Below are 26,565 nucleotides of genomic sequence, written 5' to 3'. Positions count from 1 at the left end.
CCCGCTTCGCCCGGCTCCTGGAAGTCAGCCTGACCACAGTCTGACAAGTACGTCCCTGGATTGAATCCCGAGAGTAACCTCAGATCGAGGCCGACGTTCCGGTATCTCGCCCTGGAGCTCACGCCCGGCTGATGTCTTCACCTCGCGGGGTCATGGCCTGAAGCGGCGAATCAGCTTGGCGATCGGACCGGGGTTGTTTTTACCGAGGTGCTCCTGCAGGTCTCTGCGGTCGCGCGTTCGGTTGTCGGCGATCTCGTCGGCGGTGTAGCGGCGGCTCCATCGCACTACGCCCTCCTTGATCCAGTAGTGGGAGCGGCAGGGCAGCCCCCAGTTGCCGATCGAGGGACGCAGGGAGGCGTTCTGACCGTCGTAGGTGAGTGCCCACTGTGCTGGAGACAGCGGAGTGACGATCTCCTGCCCGCAGCCACAGGCGCACAGGTGCCCGCAGGTCGCATAGGGGATCGAGACGTAGAGCACCCCGCGCATCATCTCCGGCGGGAAGCTCTCGATGAACTCTGGACGCAGGAAAGCAACTGCGGTCACGGGAGGTCCTCGTTGACGATCTCGTTAGTGATCAGCGAGTAGGTTGTGAAGGCCTCGTCGGTTACGTCGGCGTAGACGCCGATGTGGCGTTTCCATCGGCCGACTGCGAGAAGCGCGTTGAGCGCATTCAAGTCGGCGGTCTGGATGTTACGACTGTAATCGTCGCGTTCGGGAGCCGGGGCCGGGATCCTGCAGCGGGCAGAGGCGCGACGTCCCGGCAGGCTGGTGGAGACCCGTAGCAGGCCCGTGAGCTTGCCGTCGATCTCCTCGATGCCCATACCGACGTCGATGAAAGGCACGTCGTGGGTTTCCAGCCAGTCCATGATCGGCGGTTTGCTCAGCGCGTCATCGGACGCCAGGAACGCGAAGGTCGTCCCGGACAGGACCTCAAGGTTGTCTTCGTCGAGGTAGTGCTCGTAGGCGGTGACGTTACGGTGCATCCGGGAGTAAGCCGACGCGAAGTAGGCAGCCTTGTTCGGGCGTTCGCGGAGCGTCTCTAGCGACGCCGCGCCTGGTGCCCGGAAGGCGTTGTGGTTGTCGAAGTGGTCTCCGTCAATGAGCAGGATCGACTCGACCTCGGTCTTGGCGACCTGGTCCAAGATGTAGCCGCCGGTGCCTCCGAGTCCGATGATCGCGACGTGGTGGCCGCGGAAGCGGCGGTTAACCGTTGCGAGCCCGGCCCGTGAGGTGGCGGTGTCGCGGTAGACGAACGGCGAGTCGTCCTCGACTTCTTGCCAGGCCGCGCCCGGCGTGGCCGTGACCGTTCGGTCGAGTGCCTGCGCCTGGTCGACGATCATCCGGGTGTAGGTGGTGACCTTCGTGTGTTGGTCAGGGTAGCCGGACGGCTCTGGCTTGGAGGACAGCATGAAGTCCGCCTGGATGCCGTCGGCGATCATCCGGACCTCGGGGTTGACCATCGGCAGCCGACGGCCGTGCTCGTCGCATGGAGCCGATCCCCCGAACCAGATGCGGTGGTCGGTGTCGCTGACGACTCGGTCTCCGCTGACGGTGACCGGGTAGGCCAGGAATCCGTACTGTACGGTCCTGGCCTCGGTGACGTAGGGGATGTGCCGGACGAGCAGGTGCCCCGCCTGCACCACGACGTCGTAGCCGTCGTCGAGCAGGCGGGACAGGTCCGGGTCACGAACGAGAGGTGCGGACGACATCGAAGACCATTCCGTTCTTGACGTTCACGCTGTGGCCGGCGGTCAGGCTGCCGGCTCCGTGCCCGTCGCGACCGCGGCTGTATCGGACGGTGAAGGTGTCCTGGTCGGTCGGCGGCTGGCCCGGGTAGGCGAGCTCGACGACCTGCTCGAAGGTGATGGCCTTTGCCCTCCAGGGGTGCGAACGGGTGTTGACAATGATGGTGACGGGCGGGTGCCCGCGGTCGTCCTGAGACATTGGTATCTCCTGTGGCGCATAGCGAGACAGGCCACATCTGCGCTAGGTGTAGACCAGTGCTCGAAGTTTCGAGCAGTGATACTGTAGCAGGGGTGAGCGACATGTGGAGCGTTGGAAGAAGTCAGGGGCACCGGGGATGAGTGAGAGCCCTGGGGTGGACGTCAAGGCGTTGCACGCGGCCCTGGATGCCGCGCGCGCGAAGGAAGGCCTGTCGTGGCGGCAGTTGGCCAAGGAGGTCGGCGTGTCGGCGTCGACGATCTCTCGCATGGCCAACGGATTGAAACCGGACGTCACGGCATTCGCGGCGATGACGACCTGGTTACGGATGCCGGCCGAGTCCTTCTACGTGGATCCGATGCGGTCAGATGAGGAGCCGGAACTCGTGGCATCTCTCGTCCCGTTGCTGCGGGCGCGTCGTGACCTCACGGAGAACGATGTGGCGTACCTCGAAGAGGTCATTGCCGCCGCAGCCCGGCGGTTCCGGGCCGAACGAGAAGGCCAGGAGGGCTGAATGCCCCGTGGTGGGTGGACGCAGTCGCGGATGCGCGAGGTCGTGATCGAGGAGCGGGAAGAGCTCGGGCTGAGCCCAGCTGATCCCCTCGACCCGTACGTGCTGGCCGACGCCCATGGGATCGATGTCTACGGGCTCGAAGATCTGCTCGCCCACGGTGTGAGCCCGGAAGCCTTCTGCCACTTCACCATGGGTAACTCGGCTGTATGGTCGGCGGCCTTACTCCCGCTGGGCACGGCGCGCGTCATTGTGGAGAACGAGTCCCACTCCCGTGTCCGGCGCCGGTCGAACATCGCGCATGAGCTCGGTCATTTCCTACTTGAGCACCCTTTTGACAACGTGATCCTCGGTGAAGACCACAAGCGGCAGTTCGATGCGAAGCAGGAGAAGGAGGCCACTTTCATGGCGGGTGAGCTGTTGATCCCGTTCGCCGCAGCCGAACGCATGGCCTTCGATGGCTGGGACAACACACGGGTTGCGGCTGCCTATGGGGTGAGCACGCAGTTCGCGCAGATGCAGATGAAAGGCCAGCGAGTGCGGGCGCAACGAGCCGCGCACAAGTACGGCTTCGGCAAGCCGTTGACTGGTTCGTCGAACTGAATATGGCCTGCTGGGCACTGCGGGTTGATCGACAGGTAGGGGCGGTTTGGCACTCCCACCCTACTCTGTCCGTGTTGCGGAGAGTTCGGCTGTAGGCACGCATGAACCAGCATGCCTCTGACCTGCAGGGACTCGGGGCTGATGCATCGGAACGGAAAGGCACACTTTTGCGTCCCGATGCATCAGCCCCGGCCTGCCCGTCCGCGCCGGTTCTGTAAGGGCTGTGTCGACAGGTGGATGGCCACCATGACGGGCCTCTGCGCGAACGACACCTCGCCCGGCACTCCGCCGCTGGCGGATCCTGGTGGTCGCCGGCCTGACGCTCACCAGCGGATCGCTCGCAGCCGAACCAACGGATCACCGTCCGCCGACGGGCAGATGATGTCATAGCCCATCGACACCTCGAGTGCGTCGTGCTCGTTTTCCTGCTCGCCCACCCGGTCGATTGCGACAGCTCGTCGTGTCGCACCGGGTGCCTAAGGTTGGGCGTAGTGATCAATCGATTTTGACGGTGCGCGTCGCCGGCAGACAGTGGGAAGTGGGGCTGGTCGATAATTACGTGATCGCTGGCCGCTGGTCTCCTACATTCGAGGATGGCCGGACCGGGAGTCTCTATCCAACCGAGGACAACACGATCCAGCTGACCCTGGCCATCGACCCCGAGGCGAGACAGCGCGTTGACATTGGCTGCGTCTAGTTCGCGCTCATCGAACCTGAATGATCAGATGGCAGATGCGATCGTGTAGCCGACCACGATGGGTTTCGCCAAGAAGGCCTCGGCCAACTCCGACCGATCAGCTCTCAATGTTCACAGCCTCTGTGTCACCTGCTGCCGATCGCGACGCGTCCGCGAAGAGGTTGCTGTGACGGCCATTGGCAACCGCTAACGTTTCACCTGTTGCGGGCGCTGGCCACGTCTGGTGTGGCCAGCGTTTTCCGCCCTTTCATCCAGTCCTGCTGCTGGCTCCGTCGTATCGTCAGAAAGCACCTTATGAGCCTCCATGACGTCTCCTCTCGTCCTGTTGACGACGAATCCACCCTGCCACTGGCCCCTCCGACGGTGTCGAGCGCGCTTGCGCCGCTGGCGATCTCCGGTGTCATCGTGCTGGACCGGCCCCGCGACCTCGACGCCGATGCGGAGGAAGCCGCCGAAGCGCAGCTGTACGCACTGCTGGGACAGCACACCTCCCCCCTCGCGCTGCCGGCCAAGGGCAGCCCGCCGCCCGCCGGTAACGCCTATGAACTGGCCGCGCTGCTGCGTACCGTACAAGCACCCGAGCAGGCCCTGGCGGCCACTGCGGGCTGGCTGTCATCGGAACGGCGCTCCTCACCGGCCACCCAACGTAACTACATTCGCGACGTCTCCTGGTGGTTGTGGTGGATCCAGGCCCGTGGCCTGCACATCGGCGACGTCCCCTCCATGGAGACCGACCTGTACGCCGCGGCCATGCGCGCCGCCGGACTGTCGGCCAACACCCGCCGGGCCCGCATCTCCGCCGCGAAATCCTGGTACACCTACCTACGCCGCGCCGACCTGGCGACCGCCAACCCGTTCGACGGGATGGAACCTCCCCGGCGCAGCGCCTCCACCACCCGGTTCATCAGCGGCGAACAGCTGGACGACATGCTCGTGCACGCCGTACTCCACGAGAGCACCCGCGTCCAAGCGATCTTGGCCGTGCTGATCGGTACCGCCTGTCGCATCAGCTCCCTGCTCAACGTCGAGGTCGGCCACCTCACCTACCAGGGACGCCTCAGGGTCGTGAACCTGCCGGTCAAGGGCAGCCGCACACACCCGGTCGACGTGCGCCCTTTCATCGGTGAAATCCTTGATGGTTACCTGGCCGAGCGCGGAAGCTCACCCGGCCCTCTCTTCCGATCACGCAACGGACGACCACTGCAGCGCACCTATATTCGCGAACTCATCCAGCGCATCGCCAAGGCCATCGGAGTCGCCGACCACAGCAAACTCTCCATCCACGGCATCCGCCACAGCGTGGCCACCGCCCTGCTGGAGGCGGGCGAAGAGCTGTCGGCGGTACAAGCCCTGCTCGGCCACGCCTCTCCCGACACCACACAAATCTACGCTCACCCCAAGTCGCTCAACCTCTCCCCAACCCAGCGCATCGATCAACGCCTGGCCACTGCCGTCGAACGCCGCACCCGGCACTTCGTGCGGCCAAGCCCGCACAGCACGGCTCCGGCATTCCCTTCGTCACCCCAGACGCCTTCACCCGCATAATCGGAGGCGTTCCTGGATCACCTGGACATGGCTGGCTGCGGATCTCACCCTGCCGCGGCTACGCCAGCATTGGGACGTCGCCGACGGCGAGGGTCAGGCGCTCGCCGAGTGGCGACACTCCCCGAGGTCGCCGGGCGGCGGCTGCCTCATCGGGTCCAGCTAGCGCCACCGTGACTCACTCCTCGCAGGAGCGGGTCGCCTTCTCCAGGGCGATCTGACACGGAGACGTCGGCGGCGTTCTCCTGGAAGGCATACGGATCGCCAGGAGCTACTCCCCGTGACACTGTCACCCGAGTGCCTGACATGCCCGAGGCGGTCAACTGGTGAGCTGGGTGGCGAGGAGCCGCGTGTAGGCGCCATGGGTGACAAGGAGTTCGGCGTGCGTGCCGACTTCGGAGACCTGACCATCGTCCAAGACGATGATGCGGTCGGCGGTGCGGATGGTGGACAGGCGGTGGGCGATGACCAGGGTGGTGCGATCGCGGCGGGCGGCGGTCATGGCGGCGGCGACCTCCTGCTCGCTTTCGGCGTCGAGGTTGGAGACGGCCTCGTCCATGATCAGGATGGGGGCGTCCTTGAGCAGGGCGCGGGCGATGGCGATGCGCTGGCGCTGGCCGCCGGACAGGCGGGCGCCGAGTTCGCCGGGCAGGGTGTCGTAGCCGTCGGGCAGGCCGGTGATGAAATCGTGGGCGTGGGCGGCGCGGGCGGCGGCCTCCACCTCTTCGTCGGTGGCCTCGGGGCGGCCGAGGCGGATGTTGTCGCGTAGCGGGATGTTGAACAGGTAGACGTCCTGGGGGACGAGGGTGATCAGGCGGCGCAGGTCTTCCTGGGGGAAGTCGCGGATGTCGTGGCCGCCGACGGTGATCTGGCCGGCGGTGACGTCCCACATGCGCATCAGGAGGCTGGCGCAGGTGGATTTGCCCGCTCCGGAGTGGCCGACCAGGGCGACGGTCTCGCCGGGGGCGATGTCGAAGGTGCCGCCGGCGAGCGCTTCGGGCAGGTCGGGGGCATAGCGGAAACAGACCCCCTCGAAGCGGACGTGCGGATCGATGGGGCCCGAAGGCGGGGCGGTGACGCGGTCGGTGACCGGGGCGGGGGTGTTCAGGATGGTCATGATGCGGTCCCCCGCAGCGACGACGAGGTTGAGGTCGCGGGCCACGTCGGTGACGGCGATGACCGGGGCGAAGGTGGTGGCGGCCAGGACGACGGCGACGGGGAACAACGCCGGTTGCAGGCTGCCCGCCGAGGTCAGCAGGGCAGCGGTGACGAGCACGGCGAGCATGCCGAGCGTGGTGGCGGCGTTGGTGGCGGCGTGTTCGAGGCCGGAGCGGCGGCCGTGGGCGAGTTTGGCCTCCAGGAGCCGCTGGTTCTGTTCGCCGAGGCGGTCGAGCTGGCGGGCTCCGGCGCCGGAGGTGAGCAGTTCCCGCAGACCCTGAAGGGTGTCGACGGCTTCGGCGTTGAACTCCCCGAGTTCGGCGCGCAGCCTCACGCCTTGGGCGGCGGCCCGTTTGCGCAGCCAGGCGGGCAGGAGGGCGAGCAGGATCAGGGCCGGGGCGAGGGCTGCGGCGAGGGCGGGGTGGAAGACGGCCAGGGCGCTCAGCGCGGCGACCGGGACGGTGACGGCACTGATCAGCGGGCTGAGGGTGTGGGCGAACCAAAGCTCCAGTTGCTCGACGTCGGAGATGGCGGTGGCGCCGAGGTCGCCGGAGCGGCGTTGGAGGAGGTAGCCGGGGGCGAGGCGTTCGAAGGCGGCGTAGACGCGGCCGCGGACGTCGGCCAGCACGCGGAAGGCGGCCACATGCGCGAGGTAGGACTCCAGCCACGGGGTGAGGGCCAGGAAGGGCAGCAGGAGGCCGAGAGCGATCAGGCCGCCGCGCAGGTCGTCGGGTGTGGCTCCGGTGATGGCGCGGCTGACGACCCACGCGCCGACGCCGGCGGAGGCCAGGACGACCAGATGGTGGGCGATACCGCTGACGATCGCGGTCAGCAGCAGGGGCCGGTGCGGGCCGAGCAGGGCCAACAGGGGCCGGAACCGGGACCTGCCGGGACGGTCGAGCGCGACGGCGGTGGCGGCGGTCATCGGGTGGCTCCGTTCTGCGCGGCGACCAGGCGGGCGTAGGCGCCCTGAGCGGCCAGGAGTTCGCCAGGTGGCCCGGCCTCTTGGATGCGGCCGTCGGCCATGACGATGACGCGGTCGGCGGCTTGGACGGTGGACAGCCGGTGGGCGATCATCAGGGTGGTCCGGCCGCCGGACAGGGTGTCCAGCGCGTGCTGGATGGCGGCCTCGTTGGCGGCGTCCACGGCGGAGGTGGCCTCGTCGAGGACGAGGATGGGGGCGTCCTTGAGCAGGGCGCGGGCGATGGCGATGCGCTGGCGTTCGCCGCCGGACAGCTTCAGGCCGCGCTCTCCCACGACGGTGTCGTAGCCGTCGGGCAGGGCGGCGATGAAGTCGTGTGCCTGGGCGGCGCGGGCGGCGGCTTCGAGCTGGCCGGCGGTGGCCTCGGGGCGGGCGAGGGCGAGGTTGCGGCGGACGGTGCCGTGGAAGAGGTAGGTGTCCTGGGACACCACGGCGACCAGGGCGCGCAGCCGGTCAAGGGGCAGGTCGCGGACGTCGACGCCGTTGACGCTCACGCGCCCCGCGTCGGGGTCGAAGAAACGCAGCAGCAGGGAGGCGACGGTGGTCTTGCCCGCGCCCGAGCGGCCGACGAGGGCGACGCGTTCACCTGGTGCGATGTCGAGGGTGAAACGGTCGAGGGCGGGGCGCTCCCGGCCGGGGTAGCCGAACAGGACGTTGTCGAAGGTCAGCGAGGGTGGTCCGGTCAGGCCGGGCGGGGTGGTGCCCTGGGCGGGTTCGGGGGTGTCGAGGATCTCGAAGACGGCCTTGAGCGAGGGGACGGCGTTGTAGCTGGAGTGGTAGGCCGCCTCCAGTTCCTTCAGGGGCCGGAAACTCTCGGCGGTGAGCAGCAGGATGAGCAGCAGTTCGGTGACGGTCAGCTCGCCGGCGGCCAGCCGCAGCGCGCCGGTGCCGAGCGCCACGGCGGTGCCCAAGCCGGTGATGAACGCCACGCCGCCGACGTAGCCGATGACGATGGCCATGAGCCGGATCGAGTCGCGGCAGAACCGCTCGGCCAGGCGGGCCAGTTCGGCACCGCGGCGGCCACTGGCGTTGAACGCCTTGAGCGTGGCCATGCCCTGCAGCGCGTCCAGGTTCTCGGCGTACAGGCCCTTGTAGCCGCGAAACCAGGCCGCGTTGCGGTTTCGCAGCACGCGGTCCGAGGCCAGCGGCAGCACCGGCATGAGCAGCGCGCAGGCCAAGACGACGGTGCCGACCAGCGGGTCCAGGGTGAACAGGTAGGCGGTCACTGCGACCGCGCCGAGGACGGCGGCGATCACCTGGGGCAGGAATCTGCCAATGTAGGCGTCGGTGGTCTCGATGCTGTCCACCAGAGTGGTCTGCGCGGAGCCGGTGCGTCCGCGCTGGGCGTGGGCGGGACCGAGCCGCAGCAGCTTGGCGGTCAGGCGGCGGCGCAGCTCGGCCTTGACGGCGCCCGAGACCCGCAGCGCGACAGGCTCGCGCACGGCCAGTGCGGCGCTGCGGACGAGTTGCAGGGCGACGACCGCGGCGACGAGCCAGACGATCGAGCCCGCGCTGTGCCCGGCGAAGATGCGGGCCAAGGCCTGGGCGACGAGCACGCCCTGGCCGACGTAGGTGGCCGTGATGGACAGCAACACCACTACGAGCCCTGCCAGGCGCCACCGGATGGACGGGGACAGGGCCAGCAGTCGGGGGATCATCGCTCCTCCTTGAGCCGCTCGAAGACGAGCTGGGTGCGATGTATGGCGCGCACGCCGTACACCTGGCAGATCAGGTCTGGGGTGAGGACCTGGCCGGGCGGTCCACCGGCCACGATGCGGCCGGCGTTCATCACATAAAGGCGGTCGCAGAAAGCGGCGGCCTGGTTGAGGTCGTGCAGCACGGCCAGGGTGGTGATGCCCAGCTCGCGCACCAGATGCAAGATCTCCAGCTGGTGGCGGATGTCGAGGTGGGAGGTGGGCTCGTCCAGCAGGAGCAGGCGGGTCTGCTGGGCCAGGGCGCGGGCGAGAAGGACGCGTTGTTTCTCGCCGCCGGACAGGGTGGCGAAGATCCGTTCGGCGGCGCCGGCCAGGCCGACGCGCTCCAGCGCCCGCGCGCACAACTCCTCATCGGCGGCGGCGCCGGCCCTGTACGGGGTGCGGCCCATGAAGACGATCTCGGTCACCGTGAAGTCGAGGTCGGCCGGGCTCTCCTGGGCGACCACGGCGGTGCGCTGGGCGGCCTGGCGGGCCGGCAGCCGGTGCACGTCGTCACCGTCGACGGTGATGAGCCCGGCGGCGGGGCGCAGCGCCCGGTAGATCGAACGCAGCAGGGTGGACTTGCCGCAGCCGTTCGGCCCGACCAGGCCGACGAACTCGCCGTCGTCCACCAGCAGGTCGGCCTCGTGCACGATCGGGTGGCCGTCGGGAGCGACGGACACGCCACGCAGGTCGAGCTTCACCTGATGCTCACCGCCCGGTCCACCGAGCGGCGGCGCAGCAGCCACAGGAAGAACGGTACGCCGAACAGGGCGGTGACGATGCTGAGCGCCAGTTCCTGAGGCGCGTTGACGGTGCGTGCGGAGATGTCCACGAGCTGCAGGAACACGGCGCCGAGCAGGGCGGTGACGGGCAGCACGCGGCGGTGGTCGGCGCCCACCAGCAGCCGGGCGGCGTGCGGCACGATCAGGCCGACGAACGCGATCGCGCCGCTGGTGGCCACCATCACGCCGACCAGCAGCGAGGTCAGCACGAACAAGGTCAGGCGGAAGCGGTGCACGTGCACGCCGAGCGAGATGGCCGTCTCCTCTCCGGCGGCGATCGCGTTCAGCGGGCGGTGCTGCAGCAGCAGGTACGTCACCCCGGCGGCCAGGACGACGGCCGGCAGCGGCAGCATGTGCCAGCGGGCGCCGCCGAGGCTGCCCATCAGCCAGAACAGCACCTGCTGGGCGGCCCGGCCGCTTTGGGCCAGTTGCAGGACGAAGCTGTAGGCGGCCTGGAACAGGTACGCCAGCGCCACCCCGGCCAGCACGAGCCGGGAGGAGGTGAGGCGGCCGGACCGCTGCGCCAGCGCGTACACCAGGGCGAGCGCGAGCAGGGATCCGGCGAAGGCGGCGGCCGACAGTGACAGCCCGCCCAGCGCCGAGGCGCCCAGGATCAGCACGAGTACCGCGCCGAACGAGGCGCCGGAGGAGACGCCGAGCAGGAACGGGTCGGCCAGCGGGTTGCGTACCAGGGCCTGCAGCACCGCCCCGACCACCGCCAGCCCGGCCCCGACCAGGAGCGCCAGCAGCGCGCGTGGCAGCCGGAACTCCCACACGATCTGCTCCTGCACCGGGGTCCAGGTGCGCGGCATGCCATCGGTCAGGGCGGCGGGGAGGAGGCGGTCGGCGACGATGCCCCAGGCTTGGGGCAGGGCGACGTGCACCGCGCCGATGCTCACCGCCAGCCAGGTCGAGGCGACGACGGCGACGACGAGCGCGGCGATGAGCAGGAGGAACCTGCTCGCGCGGCGGTTCTTTGGCACGAGCCCGGTCTGTGCCGGGCTCTGCCGGGTCGTGCTGGTCACGGGGTGAAGGCGTCGGGGTGCAGGAAGCGGGCGATGTCGGCGATGGCCAGGATGTTGCGGTAGCCGGGGTGCTGGGCCGCCACGGGAAGCGCGAGGTAGCGCTGGTCCTTGGCGGCCGGGCTGTTCCTGGCGATGGCGAAGGCTTCGGCGGCCTTGGCCTGCGAGCTCGGCATGTCCTCGCCGCGCAGGGTGGCGTAGTCGCTGATCAGGACGGCTTCGGGTTGGGCCGCGCTGACTTTCTCGGCGCTGACCTCGGTGTAGTCACCTTTGACGTCGGCCAGCACGTTCGTCCCGCCGGCGGAGGTGATCATCTGATTGGTGATGCCCGCGCCGCCGTAGGCGTTGACCGGGCCCTTGCCGCCGTCGGTGGCCAGCACCTTGACCGGGGTACGGCCGGCGACGCGCTTCGTGACGTCGGCGAGCTTGCCCTGAAGTTCGCCGATCAGCGCGTCGGCACGGTCGGGGACGCCGAAGATCGAGCCGAGATTGCGCAGGTCGGCGTAGGTATCGTCGATGGTGAACTCGAGTACCTCCTCGGGGCTGCACCAGCCGCCCAGGATGTACACGGGGGAGCCGGCCGCGTCCAGCTCCTCTACGGTGGCGTAGCCGCCGGCGGCGTCGAAGCTGGCCATCGCGTTGTCCAGGACGAAGTCCGCGCTCTGGGCGAGCATGACCTCTTTTTGCGGCAGCATGATCGTGTCGGAGATCTCCGGGATCTTGGCGTACTGCTCCTTTTGCCCCGGCAGGAACGGGCTCTCGGAGAAGTTGGTGCGCCCGGCGATCCGGTCGCCCAGGCCGAGGGCGAGCAGGGTCTCCAGGGCGGGGTGGTAGCCGGTCACCACCTTGGCGGGCGGCTTGTCGAACGTGAGCTTGCGCCCGCAGTTCTCCACCGTGACCGGGAAGCCGGCCTGCGGCGCCGCCGCCGTCTGCTCGGCCTCCTGGCCGGTCTCCTGAGTGGCGGGAGCTGGTGAGCAGGCGGTCAGCGTCAGAGCCACTACCAGGACGAGCAGCCTTCTCATGATCGGGTTACCGCCTTCAGCGGCGCGTTGTCGCCAATGGTCGGCATGGCTGGGGGGATATGGGGCGGGCGGCTCATGTGATGAGTCTCCGGAGGTGCGAGGTCAAATGATCGTCATACGAGAAAACACCACATTCTGCACATAGGTTGCAATTGCGGGCAAGTGGCATTAGATCGGCGATGGCCGGAGGCGAGCCTCGGCGCGCGTCTCGACGCGGGCCGGGCGCTCCTTGAGGTCTTGGCTGGTTCCTGCCACCTCCAGCAGGGTTGCGCCGCGCTCTTGTTGTCGTGCGGCGGCGATCGAGGAGACGGTGTTGTCGGAGCGGGTCGGCGGGTCGCGGGCGTGGCGGACCTGCTCGGGCGTCATCGCCAGGGGGTGGCCGTAGATGAACGCAGCACTCGCCGACCTGCCTAATTGCATAAAAGTTGCAATAGCAGACTGCTTGCACCATCATCGCGGGACGGTCAAGGTGACAGCAGGCTCGGGCGTATGAGCTGCGGGCTGCCCTGGGGCCTGGGAAAGGTGGTCCACATCGAGGTACCCATCGCGTCTCATCGGCGGGTGCCGGCGCTGGTGGCCGCGTTGTGCGCCCTTGCAGGTGGACGGCGGAGCTCTGATCGTGTTCGCCGTACGGACGCGATCGAGGTGAAGGACATCGAGATGAAAGACATCGACGTGAAGCACACGGACGCCGAGTTCGAGAAGGTTCTGCGCAGCAAGGGTCTGCGCCGGACCGTCCCCCGGATGACGATCCTGTCCATCCTGGTGAAGGCCTCAGCCCATCTCAGCGCCTCCAGACTGCACCACCTGGTGACGGCGGCCCAGCCGACGATCAACGTCTCCACCGTCTATCGCAACGTGACGGCGATGACCGAACACGGCCTCCTGCACAGCGTGGAGCACGCCGGGCAGACGCGTTTCGGCATCGCCGCGGCCCCGCACCACCATGTCCTGTGCGAGCACTGCGGGATCCTGACCGACGTGGCCGTTGCGAACCTGACACAGACGGCGGCAAGCCTGATGGCACGAACCGGGTTCGAGATCACCCCCTCGGGCCAGGTGTTGCGCGGCCGCTGCCGGCGTTGCCGGACCGACTGAGGGCGCGCGGTGGCATGCCGCACTCCCTCCCGGCTAGTTGCATGATTATTGTTGTTGCGAGATACATGCATTAGAAGCCTGCAGAGGAGACACCCATGGGTGACTACACCCTTCCGGATATGCCCTACGACTACGCGGCGCTGGAGCCCGCGATCACCGGGGAGATCTTGGAGTTGCACCACTCCAAGCACCACGCCGCCTACGTCAAGGGCGCCAACGACACCCTGGAGAAGCTGGCCGAGGCCCGCGACAAGAGCGAGTTCGGCGGGCTGGTCGGGCTGGAGAAGACCTTCGCCTTCAACCTGTCCGGGCACGTGCTGCACTCGATCTTCTGGCAGAACCTCTCCCCCGACGGCGGCGACCGCCCCGACGGAGCGCTCGGTGAGGCCATCACCGAGCACTTCGGCTCGTTCGAGGCCTTCCAGAAGCAGCTGACCACCGCCACCGCGACCGTGCAGGGCTCGGGCTGGGGCATCCTGGCCTGGGAACCGCTGGGCCGCCGTCTGGTCGTCGAGCAGGTGTACGACCACCACGGCAACGTCGGCATGAACACCACCCCGCTGCTGGTCTTCGACGCCTGGGAGCACGCCTACTACCTGCAGTACCGCAACGTGCGCCCCGACTACGTCGAAAAGCTGTGGTCGCTGATCAACTGGAGCGACGTCATCGCCCGCTTCGACGCGGCCAGGGCCTGACCCCATGACCGCGGCGCCCGCCGTCCGTCCTTCCTTGATGAATGGTCCAACCGGACGACCGGGCGCCGCCCCCATCCACATCCAGGTGGTCGGCCAGAAGGCCGCCGCCTCCCACCTGCCGGCCATCGCCGACGTCGGCGGTGACGTCTTCACCCTGCCGCCCTGGCGCGAGCCGTACCTCGCCGCGCGGGGTGTGGCCGCGCGGCTGCTCGCCGACAGTAAGCGGCCCGGGTTCGTGCTCGCCCTTGCTCTGGGCGGTGAGGAGCTGTACGGCTTCGCCTACGGCGTGCGCTGCTCACGTCTGGCCAGGCTCACCTGTCATGAGCCGGGCCAGGACTTCACGCTCAGGGAGCTGTGCGTCTTGCCGCAGCGGCGCGGGCTGGGGCTCGGAGCCGCACTCCATGACGCCGTGCTCGCCCGCGCCGTGCCGGGAAGGTGCTGGCTGACCACTCACACCTGCGCCGCCGCGGCCCTGGGCCTCTACCGCGCCCGAGGGTGGCGAGCGGTCGCTCTGACGGGCAGCGAACGACTGATCATGTCGCGCCGAGACATCCATTGACCGGTTCCTGATGGGCTTGCACGCCATCCGTGAGGAGGATGGCCACGGTTCATGCGGAACCTGGGACGTTCTTCGAACGAGAACAGCGGACAGAGCTAATCGATCATGGCATCCGCCGGCCTTCCTGCGCCTAAAATGCAGGTGCATCTGAGTCGCAGAATGTTCGCCGCCCGGGAGGGTTCGTATCGTGCACGCCGTTGACCAGGGCTCCGCGCTGCCCATTCGCCATGTCGGCGACCCGGTCCTGCACCGCGCGTGCGCGCCGGTGACCGTCTTCGACGCCGACCTCACGAGACTGGTACAGGACATGTTCACCAGCATGTACGCCGCGCGGGGCGTCGGGCTGGCGGCCAACCAGATCGGCGTCGGCCTGCGGGTGTTCGTCTACGACTGCCCCGACGACAGCAAGGAGTTCCGCAAGGGCGTCGTGGTGAATCCAACCTTGATCATGCCCGAGGTGGGACACCGCAGGCTGCACGAAGAGGAAGAGGGTTGCCTGTCGGTGCCTGGCCAACGAGCCCTCCTCGCCAGGCCCGATCGCGCCACCGTGCATGGCTTCGACGTCACCGGTGCCCCGATCACCGTCGAGGGCAGCGGCCTGCTGTCCCGCTGCCTGCAACACGAGAGCGACCATCTGGAGGGCCGCCTCTACATCGACCGCCTACCGGCCAAGCGCCGCAAGCAGGTCCTGCAGGCCTACCAGCAGGAGAACACCGCAAACTGACCAGGCACCTTCTGTGATGTATCCACACCTGCGAACTATGCCGTGATGGCGTTTTCACGTGCCATGCCCGGCACCCATGCCTTCTCCTTCGAATCTCCTCCGACCTTCCCGTGCCCGCGAACGGACTCGCACGCTCACACGAGCGTCCTCAGTGCTTTCTCGCGGGTCGCAGCTCTCCGGCGACGCCGAGGGGCGCGGCGTCGCGCTGGAGGGCGTCGAGGCCGGCGGCCAGGGCCGGGTCGCGAGTGAGGGCCTCGCCCACGACCGGGTCGGTCAGCATAAGGAAGGCCAGGTGTCGCAGGGCGTGGGTGACCACGTTCTCGATCTGCAGGTGCTCGGGTGACGGCGCCGAGGAAGTGGCCCCTCTGGCGAGCCGGAAATGTGTCAGCGCGATCGCTGGCAGGTGGGCGGCGGGATCGGGACAGACGGCGTAGGTCAGGACGACCTGGCCTTCGGGCTGGTAGCGCCAGCTCGTGGAGTGCACCACGGTGGACGTCGCCTCGGCGGTGAGGCCACCGACGCGACGGACCGCCTGGTCCGGGCTTTCTCCTTTGTTCAGTGATGTCACGATGTGCCGGTAGTGCCATGCGCCCGCCGGGTCGACCCGCAGCAACAGGATCTCGACCGATACCGGTACGAGGTGGCTGAGCTGCTCGTTCACATGATGTCCCGTCATCCGGCCGCACTGTTGCGCTGATTATGCAACAACGTGTTTGTCGCAGAGATGCTATTGCCGCCGAGGCGTTCCTGTGCGTGGCTTGGCGCAGGACGACGGAGAGGCGGAACTCGATGCCGGGACGACCTGGGGTGCTGGTGCTCATGGGCTCGGGCGAGACGAGCCCGACGATGGTCGAGGTCCATCGCTCGGTGATCCGTCGGTTGGATGACCGGCCGCGGGCGGTACTGCTCGACACTCCGTACGCGTTCCAGGAGAACGCCGCTGACATCTCCACCCGGGCCCGGGGGTACTTCGCGCGCAGTGTCAGCCTGGAGGTGGAGGTGAGCGACGAGGTCGGTGGCGCCGACTGGGTGTTCTCCGGCCCTGGCAGCCCCACGTTCGCCCTTGAGCGGTGGACGGCGACGCACGTCGCCGGTGACCTACGCGCCCGCCTCCGGTCGCGGGAGGGGGCGACGGTGCTGGCCTCGGCCGCCGCCTGCACGGCGGGCGTGGCGGCGGTGCCGGTGTATGAGATCTACAAGGTGGGCATCGCCCCCCACTGGCGGCCGGGCTTGGACCTGCTGGGCGCCCTCGGCCTCAAGGTGGCGGTCGTCCCGCACTACGACAACACCGAGGGCGGCACCCACGACACCCGCTACTGCTACCTCGGCGAGCGGCGGCTGGCCCGGATGGAACCCGAACTGCCGCCGGGCGCCGCCGTCCTGGGGATCGACGAGCACACCGCGCTGGTCGTCGACCTGAACACCGAGGAGGCATTGGTGGCCGGCCGGGGCCGCGTGACGATCCGTCGGCCCGGCTCCCAGGCCGTACTGCCCGCGGGTACGAGCACAAACCTGGAGGAGATTCGTCGTCTGACCCGCGGTGAGATGACGGTGAGCGACGCTCCGCCGCCGGTCATCTCGTCGGCGCCCCGCCAGGTCAGTCTGGGAGAGGCGACCCGCTCCTGTGAGGAGCGGTTCGCCGTCGCGCTAGCCCGGCGCGACGGCGCCGACACAGTCCGGGCCGTACTCGATCTGGAGGCCGAGATCGCCCGCTGGGGCGCCGACACCGAGGAGGACGAGGGTGGGGCCGAGCACGCCAGGGAGAGCCTGCGACTGCTGATCGCGAAGCTGGGCACCCGAGCATGCGCCCCGACTCCGGGGGATCTGGTCGCTTCCCTGGTCGAGTCCGTGCTCGCGCTGCGCGGTGAGTTGCGCCGCCAGGGACGCTACGACGTCGCGGACGCGCTGCGCGCGGCACTGCTGCGCGGCGGCGTGCTGGTCGCGGACACCCCGGACGGCTCCCGCTGGACCTCTATCGGCAGTAACCGGCCGCCGTTGAACGGAGTGCTGACACCGGCTGAGCGTTCGCGTCCGATGACGGCGACGCCCCCCGAGCACTCACCGTGATGAGCCCAGCTTCCGGGCTAGGAGATCCAGGGCGGCCTCGTTGCCGGCGAGCTGCCTGCTTGGGTGCGGCCCGCGCTTTCACCTCCGCGACCGTCCAGGATGACCTTGACCGGAACGCCGGCCCAAAGCAGCACTTCGGGCCGGGAGGCTGTACCGGTCAGATGGCCGCCCGGACCGCCCGGGCGGCGGCGACCATGTTGGCCAGGGCGGCTCGCGTCTCCGGGTAACCGCGGGTCTTCAGCCCGCAGTCGGGGTTGACCCACAGACGGTCGGCCGGGACGGCCTGGAGGGCGTCGCGCAGGTTGTCCTCGATCTCCTCGGCGGTCGGGACACACGGCGAGTGGATGTCGTAGACGCCGGGACCGATGCCGTTGGCGTAGCCGACCTCGGTCAGGTAGGGCACCAGCTCCATGTGGGAGCGGGCGGCCTCGACGCTGGTGACGTCGGCGTCCAGGTCGGCGATCGGGCTGATGATCTCGCCGAACTCCGAATAACACATGTGGGTGTGGATCTGGGTGGAGTCGGCGGCGCCGGAGGTGGCCAGCCGGAACGCGGCGACCGCCCAGGCCAGATAGCCCTCCTGGTCGGCCTTGCGAAGCGGCAGGAGCTCGCGCAGCGCCGGCTCATCCACCTGGACGATGCCGATCCCGGCGGCCTCCAGGTCGGTGATCTCGTCCCGGAGCGCGAGGGCGACCTGGCGGGCGGTCTGCGCCAGGGGCTGATCGTCGCGGACGAAGGACCAGGCCAGCATCGTCACCGGCCCGGTGAGCATGCCCTTGACCGGCTTGGGCGTGAGGGACTGGGCGTAGGCGCTCCACCCCACCGTCATCGGCTCAGGGCGGGAGACGTCGCCGTGCAGGATCGGCGGGCGCACACAGCGGGAGCCGTACGACTGGACCCAGCCGTGGTCGGTGGCGGCGTAGCCATCGAGTTGCTCGGCGAAGTACTGGACCATGTCGTTGCGCTCGGGCTCGCCATGGACGAGCACGTCCAGTCCAAGCTCCTCCTGAAGCGTGATCACACGGGCGATCTCGGCGCGCATCGCCTCGACATAGGCATTCTCGTCGATCCGTCCCGCCCGGTGGTCGGCGCGGGCCTTGCGGATCTCCGCGGTCTGCGGGAACGAGCCGATCGTCGTCGTGGCCAGCTCGGGCAGCCCCAGCTTGGCACGCTGTGCCGCGAACCGGACCGCCCGATCGGCCCGCCGCGCGTCGCCGAGGGTCTCCAGCCCGGCCCGGACGTCGGGATCGGCCGGTACGGCGGGCGGTTTCACCACCGACGGATCCTCCGACCGCAGGCCGGCGGCCAGATCGACCAGCTCGGCGACCTTCTGCCGGGCGAACGCCAGCCGCGCCCGGACCGCCGGGTCCAGTGCCGTCTCGCTGTCGAGGTCGACCGGGACGTGCAACAGCGAGCAGGAACTGCTCAGCTCCACCGTGTCGGCGAACCCGAGCAGGACCGCGTACGTCGCCTTCACCCGCGCCAGGTCGGCACGCCACACGTTCCTGCCGTCGACCACGCCGGCGACCACGGTCTTGCGGACCAGTCCGCCGGCCGAGGCCACCGCGTTCAGGTTGCCGGGCCCGGCGACGAGGTCGAGCCCGACCGCCTCGACCTCGGTGGAGGCGATCACCCGCAGCGCCTGCGCGGCGACCTCGCCGAAGTACGTGACGAGCAGGATCTTCGGACGGCTGGGCAGGTTGCCCAGCCGCCGGTAGGCCCGCCCGAACGCGTCGATCTCCCGGGCCCCGAGGTCGCGGGCCAGGACCGGCTCGTCGAACTGCACCCACCGCGCGCCCGCACCCGCCAGCCGTTCCAGCAGCTCGGCGTAGGTTTCCACCAGGGAGTCCAGCAGGTCGAGCGGGGTGAATCCCTCGGGCGAGTTCGGCGCGGGCTTGGCCAGCAGCAGATACGTGAGCGGGCCGACGAGTACGGGCCGCGTCTCGATCCCCAGCCTTTTGGCCTCCAGATACTCGGCCACGGGCTTGGCGGCCGAGCCGTCGGCCAGCTGGAACCGGGCGTCCAGCGCCAGTTCGGGGACGATGTAGTGGTAGTTGGTGTCGAACCACTTGGTCATCTCCAGCGGCGGGAGTTCGGCGGTGCCTCGCGCCATGGCGAAGTACCGGTCGAGCCCGGTGAGCTCCCGGTATCGCGCGGGCACGGCGTCGACCATTACCGTGGTGTCGAGCACCTGGTCGTAGAACGAGAACGTGTTCGACGGGATCGTGTCGAGACCCGCGTCGCGCAGTTCGGTCCAGACCGAGCCGCGCAGCGACGCGGCGGCCGCCTCCAGCTCGTCGGCGCCGATCTTTCCGGCCCAGAAATCCTCGGTGGCGAATTTGAGCTCCCGATGCGCACCGATGCGCGGGTAGCCCAGAACGGTCGTCCTCATGGCAACTTCCCTCGTCTTGCCAGCATGCGGCCGGGCAGGAGAAAGAAGCGCAACGCGGAGCGGACCCCGGCGAGCGCGTCCCAAGCCCTCCCACGAGGCCGCGGACCACCGCGCGCCGAGCGGCGCGCGGGCGGAGGCAGGTCTTCGGACTCGCGGGCACCATGCCTGAGGCATGACCTACTGGCCGTCGCTTCCCAGGCATGAGCCCAGTGCTTGTGACGGCGGTCGTTCCCGCTCACCGCTGCGGGGCAGTCCCGGATTCCCACCGGGTTCCCTCTTACGACGCCCGCCTTCCGGAGAAGACGGGCGAACCATCCACATCCGAAAGCTTAACGACCTGGCCGTCGGCTGTCTCTCCCCCGTGATGCCAACTGGCGCGGCTCACCGCCGCTCATCGCCACGCAGAGAAGGCGGTGCCGTTGTCTCATCAGCGGGTTCCAGGTCGACCTCTACCACCAAGTCACGGACAATGTTCCGGCCGCTCGTAAGTGGCCTAGACTCTGGCGACGCGGCCCATAACCCCTGAAACACTCCAGGAACCGCTGTACGGGGCCTCGAATCGGCCCAGGACAACGCCGCTTGAGAAGGGCGCCGATGACTCTACCCGCGTCACATGGCCCGCATGACCACGACGTTCGACCAGGAGCGGCCCTCGATCACGACGCCGATGTGGAGAACATCGTCGATGACCACGTCCGCAGGTCCCGGTACCTTCGGCACCTGACGCGTACGCTTTCAAATCCTTCCGAATCGACTCTGACCGCTCCCGTTCCCCGTGTGATCGTTCAGTTCTGGGACGATCCCGCGAGGATCCCAGCCGACGTGTTGGAGTGCATGGCGAGCTGGACGGCGCTGGAGGGCCAGGGGTTTCGCCGGGATGTGTACGGCGACGAGTCGGCGCGCTCGTTCATCGAGGCCACGTACGACGACGCGCACGTGGCGGCCTTCGATGCCTGCCCGCACCCGGCTATGCGCAGCGATTACTTCCGACTGTGTTATCTGGCCGACAGCGGCGGCTTCTACATCGATGCGGATGACGCTTACCAAGGCGCCGACTGGACACCGCTCTTCCGGGACTCTCGGCTGCGCCTCCAGGCACTCTGCTACGACAGCGCGACCGATGCCATGGTTGACCCACTCAACGCGATGTCGAACGACAGCGACTCCGACGCATGGATCCACTACGTCAACAACACCCCGATCATCGCACCGGACCACCATCCGGTCGTCCTGGCGGCACTCGAGGCAAGCACGGCGGCGATCCTCGGTCATCCCGGCGGGCCAATCGACATCCAGGCGATGACGGGACCGGGCAACCTCACGGTGGCGCTTGCCCGCTACGCCCTCTCGCGGGAACGACTCGGGCAACCGATCGACGTCGAAATCCTCTGTACATGGGACACCATTGCCGCGAGCCGGTGGCCGCTCAGTTACCGCAACGACGAGCGGAACTGGCGCTTGTGGCGCCAAGGCAGATGAGGTCCCTACTCGCAACTCCAAACCAGGCCTTCCTGGCCGACATCGCCTCACTTCCTCCCTGAACGACGACTGGCGACTTCTCCCTAGCATGAACATCACCTCCCTTTCCGGCCTGCGTTCCACATTGCGCGCCCATGCCCTCTACCGGACCAGACGAATTCTCGCTCGGCGACGGTCAACCGCGTTCTCAGCAAACGGTGACGACACGGCGATCGAACGCATCTATGTCATCAACCTCGATCGCGCCCAGGAACGCTGGAACACGCTGAACCGTGAACTCGGACGGCTGAAGGATATGGAAGGCCGCTCGCTCAGCACGATCACGAGACGGTTCTCGGCGATCGATGCCCGCTATCTCGAAGGCCCGCCCCCGGCGACCCTCCTCGAGCCGACCTACACGTTGGCCGAGCAACTCCTTGTCGATCCGCATCCCAGGCTCGACGTCAACGACGCCACCTGGGCGACGCGGATTACCATGACGCCGCAAGAGATCGCGGTGGCACTCTCCCACATCGAGGTGTGGAGGCTGATCGTCGCCAGCAACGCGTCCTTCACCCTGGTGCTTGAGGACGATGCGTACGTCACGCGGACGTGCATGTCCGTGCTGGACCGTGCATGGAGCGAACTGCGATCGGGCCAAGGTCTCGATGACGCCGTCGACCTTCTTTATCTCTCCTACCAAGAGACAGGAGAGGACGAAGCGCGAAGCCGCACCCGGCCCGCGCTCCGGCGCCCGACCAGGGGGCTGTGGCAGCTATCTGGCTACGTGCTCTCTCGTGCGGGAGCAGAAAAACTCCTTAGCCTGCTTCCAGCCCACGGCCCGATCGACCTGTGGATGAACCTGCAGTTCGATCGTCTCTCGGTCCGGATGACGGATCGGCCCGTCATCGAGCAGCGCCCAGGCATCAAGTCAAGTAACTCCTACTCGGTCCTGCCGATTCTGGCGAAGGTGGGCGCGATCCAGCGCGAGTCTCCTCTGCTCGCCCGGCCTCGGCCCACAAGAGGTCCGATCGTGGTCGTCGGCGCGCCCGGTACGGGGTTGTCCACGGTGGCGGAGGCTCTGTCAGTCCTCGGATTCCGCTGCATCAGTGACCTCACCGACCTGCCCCCGGGCGAGCTTGACACGCTCCTTCGTGGCGGCCGGCGCCGGATGTTCGACGCCTACGTGAACATCGGATCGCTAGGTCTGGGCGAGGTTGAACGCATCGCTTCGAAGGCGCCGATGCGTCTCATCGTCACGACAGATGGAACCAGCGCGACGGCGGACGTTCTGGGCGAGGACCTCGACACTCCGCAGCATCACCGTCTTGTGCTTCCGGTCGACGAGCTGGACCCGTGGGAACGGCTCGTCCGGTTTCTCGGGTGCGATTACCCGATCCATCCTTGGCCTCGCCAGCAGGAGAGAGGACAGCGACGCATCACGGCCGGAACTCGCTCGATCGAGGACATGGCTCTTTCGGGGCATCGCCTGGCCTGGGATGCTTCTCCCTGGATTGTCGATCGCCCGGCGTGGCGGGGTGTCTCGTTCGAGTCATCGCCACCTCCCGGTGGTGGCAGGATGCCTGGGGGCGGGGGCGCAGACGGCGATAGTGCGGCGATCGCGTTGCGTGTGCACCCCCGTCTCGACGGCAGCGACTGGTACCTCCGCGACGACACCTTCCCGAGCAACAGAGCCCTCTTCCGCCCCGACAACGTCACGCTGCAGCACGGCAGCCCTGCGTCACTCACGCTCCGCCGCGAAACGAACAAGGTGCGAGAGCTCACCGGGGGCGCAATCGCAAGTCGCCGCTCCTTCACCTACGGCACGTTCGCGGCAGATCTGCGGGTTCCCTCTGGTTCGGGCCTGGTGACGGGCTTGTTCCTCCATCGCAACGGCCCTCGCCAGGAGATCGACATCGAGTTCCTCGGCCGGGACACCACCCGCATGCTCATCAACGTCTTCTACAACCCAGGGGCCGCGGGCACGAAACTGGAGTACGGGTATCGGGGAACACCGGCCCTCATCGATCTCGGCTTCGATGCGTCCGCAGCATTTCACCGCTACGAAATCGAATGGCGGCCCGAATACATTCGATGGCACGTCGACAGGGTCATCGTCCACGAACGTCTCCTGTGGGGGCCGACACCGATCCCGGACCAACCGATGGAACTCAACGTGAACCTCTGGAGCAGTGAGTCAACCGAGTTCGCGGGCCCGCTCCATGAGCGGGCTCTTCCCGCGGTGCTGGAGGTTGCGTCGCTGGAGGCCCGCTGCTTGCCGGGCCATGGCGAAGAAGTGGTATGGAGAAAAGGGCTGGCCAGCTAGAGGTGCCGGTGCTTGCCGTGGCGAGGCGTACCGCCTGGCCACGGTCAGCGCGTTCACCACCAAGACCGGCCTGGACTTTCATCCGTCCTATCGAAACGCTCTAGCTGTGATCGCCGTTCGCGTCGTGCGGAGAGGGAGCTGTGTCGACGGTTTTCAGTAAAATGCATGAAGTGCATTCCTCTCGGCCGCACGCGTCCGCGGCGTGGTCGAGGGTGACCCTTCGTATGACGGCCTCGATCTGGGCCAGCCGCGTCAGTGCCCGGTTCAAGTCGGACTTCAGGACCCGCATGCGTGCGGACTGCGCGCCCATCTGACGGCGAACCGCGTGCAGCCGGTGGTAGTCGTCAGGGCTCATCGCCACCATGTCGTGCTCGCCGATTCGAACTTGCCGCGTTTTGGGAGTCTTGCTCATGTGGCTGTCCTTTCGCCGCACATGACGATCAGGCTGGCCATCGGCCGGTCGTCGCGTGTAAGACGGCGTGGCCGGGCCTGGGACGGCAGGAAAACCCGCCGTCCCAGGCCCGGCGCGCGTCAGTGGGCCTCCTAGCCGGTCACCTCGGTCCTGATCTCGCGGGCGGCGGTGACGAGATTGCCCAGGGAGTCTCGCACCTCAGGCCAGCCGCGGGTCTTCAGCCCGCAGTCGGGGTTGACCCACAACCGCTCGGCCGGGATACCGTCGAGCCCCTTACGCAACAGGGACGCGATCTCCCCGGCATCGGGGACGCGCGGGGAGTGGATGTCGTAGACACCCGGGCCGACCTCTCTGGGATACCCCGCCCCGGCCAGCTCGTGGGCCACCTGCATGTGGGAGCGCGCGGCCTCCAGACTGATCACGTCGGCGTCCAGGTCGTCGATGGCGGCCAGGATCTCACCGAACTCGGCGTAGCACATGTGAGTGTGGATCTGGGTGTCGGCCCGCACCCCGCCGGTGGTGAGCCGGAAGGCCTCGCCTGCCCAGGCCAGGTAGCCGGGCCTGTCTGCGGCACGCAGTGGCAGGGTCTCGCGCAGGGCGGGCTCGTCGACCTGGATGACGGTGGTGCCGGCTGCCTCCAGGTCGGTGACCTCATCACGCAGGGCCAGCGCCACCTGGCGGGCGGTTTCGGCCAGGGGCTGGTCGTCGCGGACGAAGGACCAGGCCAGCATGGTAACCGGACCGGTGAGCATGCCCTTGACGGGACGCGTCGTCTGGGACTGGGCGTAGCGGGTCCAGCGCAGGGTCATGGGCTCGGGGCGGGAGACGTCTCCGGCGAGGATCGGCGGCCGCACGTAGCGGGTGCCGTAGGACTGCACCCAGCCATGCTGCGTGGCCAGGTATCCGTTGAGCTGCTCGGCGAAGTACTGGACCATGTCGTTGCGCTCGGGCTCACCGTGCACCAGGACGTCGATGCCCGCCTCCTCCTGGAAGGCCAGGACCGAGCGGATCTCGGCGGCGATCCGCTCGTCGTAGGCGGCGGCGTCGATGCGTCCGGCGCGCAGGTCGGCGCGGGCCGTCCGCAGCTCGGCGGTCTGCGGGAAGGAGCCGATGGTGGTCGTCGGCAGCTGCGGCAGGTTCAGCCGGGCACGCTGGGCGGCGGCCCGCTCGGCGTACGGCTGGGCGCGGCGCGTGTCGGCGGAGGTGACCGCGGCGGCGCGGGCCCGTACGGCGGCGTCGTGGGTGAGCGCCGAGGCCGCCCGTGAGGCGAGATCGGCCCGGTTGGCGGCCAGTTGCCCGGCGATGGCGCCGGTGCCCTCGCTCAGTGCCCTGGCCAGGGTGACGATCTCGGCCGTCTTCTGTCTGGCGAAGGCGAGCCAGCGGCCGACCTGCGGATCCACTCCGTGCTCGAGCGCGACATCCAGCGGGACGTGCAGCAACGAGCAGGAGGCCGCCACGTCCACCCGGTCGGTCAGGCCGAGCAGGGTGGCCAGGGTGGACAACGACCTTTCCAGGTCGTTGATCCACACGTTGCGGCCGTCCACGACGCCCGCGATCAGACGCTTGCCGACAACCCCGCCCACCTTGGCCAGGTCGTTCAGGTTCGCCGCGGCCGAGCCGGTGAAGTCCAGGCCCAGCCCCTCGATCGGCGCCCCGGCCAGAACCGGCAGCGCCTCCCCCAGCCGGTCGAAGTAACTGGCGACCAGAATCTTCGGCCGGTAGGTCAGGGAGCCGAGCTCCCGGTAGGCGCGGGCCGTAGCGTTCAGCACGGCCCGATCGCGGTCCTGCACCAGGGCGGGTTCGTCCAGCTGCACCCACTCGGCGCCCGCCGCGCGCAGGGCGGCGAGTACCTGTATGTAGACCGGCAGCAGCCGATCCATCAGGGTGATCGGGTCGAAGCCGGGGTCCACGCCGGGCGCGGGCTTGGCCAGCAGCAGGTAGGTCACCGGGCCGACCAGCACCGGACGCGGGCTGTGCCCCTGTGTGAGAGCCTCACGCAGCTCGCCGACCTGCTTGGCCGGATCTGCGGTGAAGACGGTGTCGGGCCCCAGTTCCGGCACCAGGTAGTGGTAGTTGGTGTCGAACCACTTGGTCATCTCCAGCGGAGCGACGTCCTGGGTGCCGCGCGCCATGGCGAAGTAGCCGTCCAGGGCGTCGGCCTCGACGGCGGCCCGGTGACGCTCAGGGATGGCGCCGACCATGACGGTGGTGTCCAGCACATGGTCGTACAGCGAGAAGTCGCCGGTGGGGATCTCTCGCACGCCGGCGCCGGTCAGGTGGCGCCAGTTGTCGCGGCGCAGCCGGGCCGCGGTGTCGTTCAGTTCATCGGCGGTGACGCGGCCCGCCCAGTAGCTCTCGATCGCCTTCTTCAGCTCGCGGTCGGGTCCCTGGCGTGGATAGCCGTGGACGGTGGCGATTGATGCGGGGGTGGCGGAAGTCTCAGCCACGAAACTCTCCTTCGCGAGTCATGGAAGGACCCCGGTGCTCTCAGGGGCGCGAAGGAACGGCTGAGCGGCGAGCACCTTGATCTGATGCCCGCTCGTACCGCCGACCCGCCCTCGAGGTCACCGAAGTCACCGCGTGCGTGGTCGCACGCGGGCAGTGGCAGGTCTTCGGACTCGCGGGCACGCCCGGGATTTCGCCCGGGCATCTACTGGCCGTCGCTTCCCCGGTCCGGTACTCGGACCCAGTGCGTTTGACGGCGGTCGTTCCCACTCACCGCTGCGGGGCAGTCCCGGAATTGGCGAGCTCGCGAGCCAAGCAGGCGAGTGTTGCCGCACCGGGTTCCCTCTTACGACGCGCCTGCCTGGCGGGCAGGGCGAACCGACTGCGGGTCCAGCCTAGGCGCATTCGGCTCCCCGGGCGACAGGGGCCGGA

At 68.4% G+C, this 26,565-nt stretch carries 23 protein-coding genes and 2 riboswitches; of the genes, 10 read left to right on the top strand and 13 right to left on the bottom strand.

Annotation, left to right across the window (positions count from 1 at the left end):
- Positions 1–150: 150 nt before the first annotated feature.
- Genes AB0K21_RS21285 through AB0K21_RS21275 form a run of 3 tightly spaced genes read right to left on the bottom strand, consistent with a single transcriptional unit; the run spans position 151 to position 1,944 of the window.
- Entirely contained in the window at positions 151–543 is a 393-nt protein-coding gene (locus tag AB0K21_RS21285) for a DUF6527 family protein (protein WP_364152172.1), read from the bottom strand.
- Complete coding sequence (locus AB0K21_RS21280; protein ID WP_364152169.1) at positions 540–1,709, bottom strand: ThiF family adenylyltransferase; 1,170 nt, start codon at positions 1,707–1,709, stop codon at positions 540–542. Before AB0K21_RS21280 ends, AB0K21_RS21285 begins: the two co-directional genes overlap by 4 nt.
- The gene (locus AB0K21_RS21275; RefSeq protein ID WP_364152167.1) at positions 1,684–1,944 is read right to left on the bottom strand and encodes a multiubiquitin domain-containing protein; all 261 of its coding nucleotides are present in this window, start codon (positions 1,942–1,944) and stop codon (positions 1,684–1,686) included. The genes AB0K21_RS21280 and AB0K21_RS21275 overlap by 26 nt, the downstream gene beginning before the upstream one ends.
- A gap of 154 nt (positions 1,945–2,098) precedes the next feature.
- Here AB0K21_RS21275 and AB0K21_RS21270 point away from each other — a divergent pair, with 154 nt between their 5' ends.
- The 3 genes from AB0K21_RS21270 (at position 2,099) to AB0K21_RS21260 (ending at position 5,297) form a co-directional block, all read left to right on the top strand.
- Positions 2,099–2,455 carry a helix-turn-helix domain-containing protein gene (locus tag AB0K21_RS21270; protein WP_364152164.1) on the top strand — a complete coding sequence of 119 codons (357 nt, stop codon included), beginning with the start codon at positions 2,099–2,101 and terminating at the stop codon, positions 2,453–2,455.
- A 30-nt stretch (positions 2,456–2,485) separates the two neighbouring features.
- The gene (locus AB0K21_RS21265; protein ID WP_364152161.1) at positions 2,486–3,055 is read left to right on the top strand and encodes an ImmA/IrrE family metallo-endopeptidase; all 570 of its coding nucleotides are present in this window, start codon (positions 2,486–2,488) and stop codon (positions 3,053–3,055) included.
- Between the two features lie 1,060 nt (positions 3,056–4,115).
- Complete coding sequence (locus tag AB0K21_RS21260; protein ID WP_364152158.1) at positions 4,116–5,297, top strand: tyrosine-type recombinase/integrase; 1,182 nt, start codon at positions 4,116–4,118, stop codon at positions 5,295–5,297.
- A 316-nt stretch (positions 5,298–5,613) separates the two neighbouring features.
- Here AB0K21_RS21260 and cydC read toward each other — a convergent pair whose 3' ends face one another.
- The 6 genes from cydC to AB0K21_RS21230 all read right to left on the bottom strand — a co-directional run bounded on the left by cydC (position 5,614) and on the right by AB0K21_RS21230 (position 12,377).
- Positions 5,614–7,377 (bottom strand): thiol reductant ABC exporter subunit CydC, encoded by a 1,764-nt coding sequence (gene cydC, locus AB0K21_RS21255; RefSeq protein ID WP_364152155.1) that lies wholly within the window; start codon positions 7,375–7,377, stop codon positions 5,614–5,616.
- A complete protein-coding gene (locus tag AB0K21_RS21250) occupies positions 7,374–9,092 on the bottom strand; it encodes an ABC transporter ATP-binding protein (RefSeq protein ID WP_364152152.1) in 1,719 nt (572 codons plus the stop codon). Before AB0K21_RS21250 ends, cydC begins: the two co-directional genes overlap by 4 nt.
- Positions 9,089–9,832, bottom strand: a complete 744-nt coding sequence (locus tag AB0K21_RS21245) for an ABC transporter ATP-binding protein (protein WP_364152149.1) — start codon at positions 9,830–9,832, stop codon at positions 9,089–9,091. The genes AB0K21_RS21250 and AB0K21_RS21245 overlap by 4 nt, the downstream gene beginning before the upstream one ends.
- Positions 9,829–10,938, bottom strand: a complete 1,110-nt coding sequence (locus tag AB0K21_RS21240; RefSeq protein ID WP_364152146.1) for an iron ABC transporter permease — start codon at positions 10,936–10,938, stop codon at positions 9,829–9,831. The genes AB0K21_RS21245 and AB0K21_RS21240 overlap by 4 nt, the downstream gene beginning before the upstream one ends.
- Positions 10,935–11,957 (bottom strand): ABC transporter substrate-binding protein, encoded by a 1,023-nt coding sequence (locus AB0K21_RS21235; protein WP_364152143.1) that lies wholly within the window; start codon positions 11,955–11,957, stop codon positions 10,935–10,937. Before AB0K21_RS21235 ends, AB0K21_RS21240 begins: the two co-directional genes overlap by 4 nt.
- Positions 11,958–12,125: 168 nt before the next feature.
- A complete protein-coding gene (locus tag AB0K21_RS21230) occupies positions 12,126–12,377 on the bottom strand; it encodes a hypothetical protein (RefSeq protein ID WP_364152140.1) in 252 nt (83 codons plus the stop codon).
- 240 nt (positions 12,378–12,617) lie between these two features.
- On the opposite strand from AB0K21_RS21230, the gene AB0K21_RS21225 reads away from it, so the two are divergent.
- The 4 genes from AB0K21_RS21225 (at position 12,618) to def (ending at position 15,033) form a co-directional block, all read left to right on the top strand.
- Positions 12,618–13,055, top strand: a complete 438-nt coding sequence (locus tag AB0K21_RS21225; RefSeq protein ID WP_364152137.1) for a Fur family transcriptional regulator — start codon at positions 12,618–12,620, stop codon at positions 13,053–13,055.
- 95 nt (positions 13,056–13,150) lie between these two features.
- Positions 13,151–13,750, top strand: coding sequence for a superoxide dismutase (locus AB0K21_RS21220; RefSeq protein WP_364152134.1), 600 nt, complete (start codon positions 13,151–13,153; stop codon positions 13,748–13,750).
- Between the two features lie 37 nt (positions 13,751–13,787).
- Complete coding sequence (locus tag AB0K21_RS21215; RefSeq protein ID WP_364152131.1) at positions 13,788–14,309, top strand: GNAT family N-acetyltransferase; 522 nt, start codon at positions 13,788–13,790, stop codon at positions 14,307–14,309.
- A gap of 187 nt (positions 14,310–14,496) precedes the next feature.
- Positions 14,497–15,033 (top strand): peptide deformylase, encoded by a 537-nt coding sequence (gene def / locus AB0K21_RS21210; protein ID WP_364152128.1) that lies wholly within the window; start codon positions 14,497–14,499, stop codon positions 15,031–15,033.
- Positions 15,034–15,181: 148 nt separating this feature from the next.
- On the opposite strand, the gene AB0K21_RS21205 is transcribed toward def, so the two are convergent.
- The gene (locus AB0K21_RS21205) at positions 15,182–15,709 is read right to left on the bottom strand and encodes a hypothetical protein (RefSeq protein WP_364152125.1); all 528 of its coding nucleotides are present in this window, start codon (positions 15,707–15,709) and stop codon (positions 15,182–15,184) included.
- A 113-nt stretch (positions 15,710–15,822) separates the two neighbouring features.
- On the opposite strand from AB0K21_RS21205, the gene AB0K21_RS21200 reads away from it, so the two are divergent.
- Positions 15,823–17,100, top strand: a complete 1,278-nt coding sequence (locus AB0K21_RS21200; RefSeq protein WP_364152122.1) for a hypothetical protein — start codon at positions 15,823–15,825, stop codon at positions 17,098–17,100.
- 157 nt (positions 17,101–17,257) lie between these two features.
- Here the strand turns inward: AB0K21_RS21200 and metE (AB0K21_RS21195) are convergent, their stop codons facing one another.
- Positions 17,258–19,492: a 5-methyltetrahydropteroyltriglutamate--homocysteine S-methyltransferase gene (gene metE / locus AB0K21_RS21195; RefSeq protein WP_364152119.1), complete on the bottom strand. Its 2,235-nt coding sequence runs from the start codon at positions 19,490–19,492 to the stop codon at positions 17,258–17,260.
- A gap of 117 nt (positions 19,493–19,609) precedes the next feature.
- Positions 19,610–19,823, bottom strand: a riboswitch (cobalamin riboswitch).
- Positions 19,824–20,269: 446 nt separating this feature from the next.
- Between metE (AB0K21_RS21195) and AB0K21_RS21190 the strand changes: the two genes are divergently transcribed.
- The gene (locus AB0K21_RS21190; protein ID WP_364152116.1) at positions 20,270–20,971 is read left to right on the top strand and encodes a glycosyltransferase; all 702 of its coding nucleotides are present in this window, start codon (positions 20,270–20,272) and stop codon (positions 20,969–20,971) included.
- Between the two features lie 88 nt (positions 20,972–21,059).
- Complete coding sequence (locus tag AB0K21_RS21185) at positions 21,060–23,276, top strand: family 16 glycosylhydrolase (protein ID WP_364152113.1); 2,217 nt, start codon at positions 21,060–21,062, stop codon at positions 23,274–23,276.
- Positions 23,277–23,376: 100 nt separating this feature from the next.
- On the opposite strand, the gene AB0K21_RS21180 is transcribed toward AB0K21_RS21185, so the two are convergent.
- Together AB0K21_RS21180 and metE (AB0K21_RS21175) are read right to left on the bottom strand one after the other, a co-directional pair.
- Complete coding sequence (locus AB0K21_RS21180; protein WP_364152110.1) at positions 23,377–23,688, bottom strand: hypothetical protein; 312 nt, start codon at positions 23,686–23,688, stop codon at positions 23,377–23,379.
- Between the two features lie 131 nt (positions 23,689–23,819).
- Positions 23,820–26,135, bottom strand: coding sequence for a 5-methyltetrahydropteroyltriglutamate--homocysteine S-methyltransferase (gene metE / locus AB0K21_RS21175; RefSeq protein ID WP_364152107.1), 2,316 nt, complete (start codon positions 26,133–26,135; stop codon positions 23,820–23,822).
- 159 nt (positions 26,136–26,294) lie between these two features.
- Positions 26,295–26,482, bottom strand: a riboswitch (cobalamin riboswitch).
- Positions 26,483–26,565 lie beyond the last annotated feature (83 nt).

Origin of the sequence: Streptosporangium sp. NPDC049248 (assembly GCF_040678965.1) — a bacterium.
GTDB lineage: Bacteria > Actinomycetota > Actinomycetes > Streptosporangiales > Streptosporangiaceae > Streptosporangium > Streptosporangium fukuiense.
This window is presented reverse-complemented; position numbering and strand designations above follow the sequence as displayed.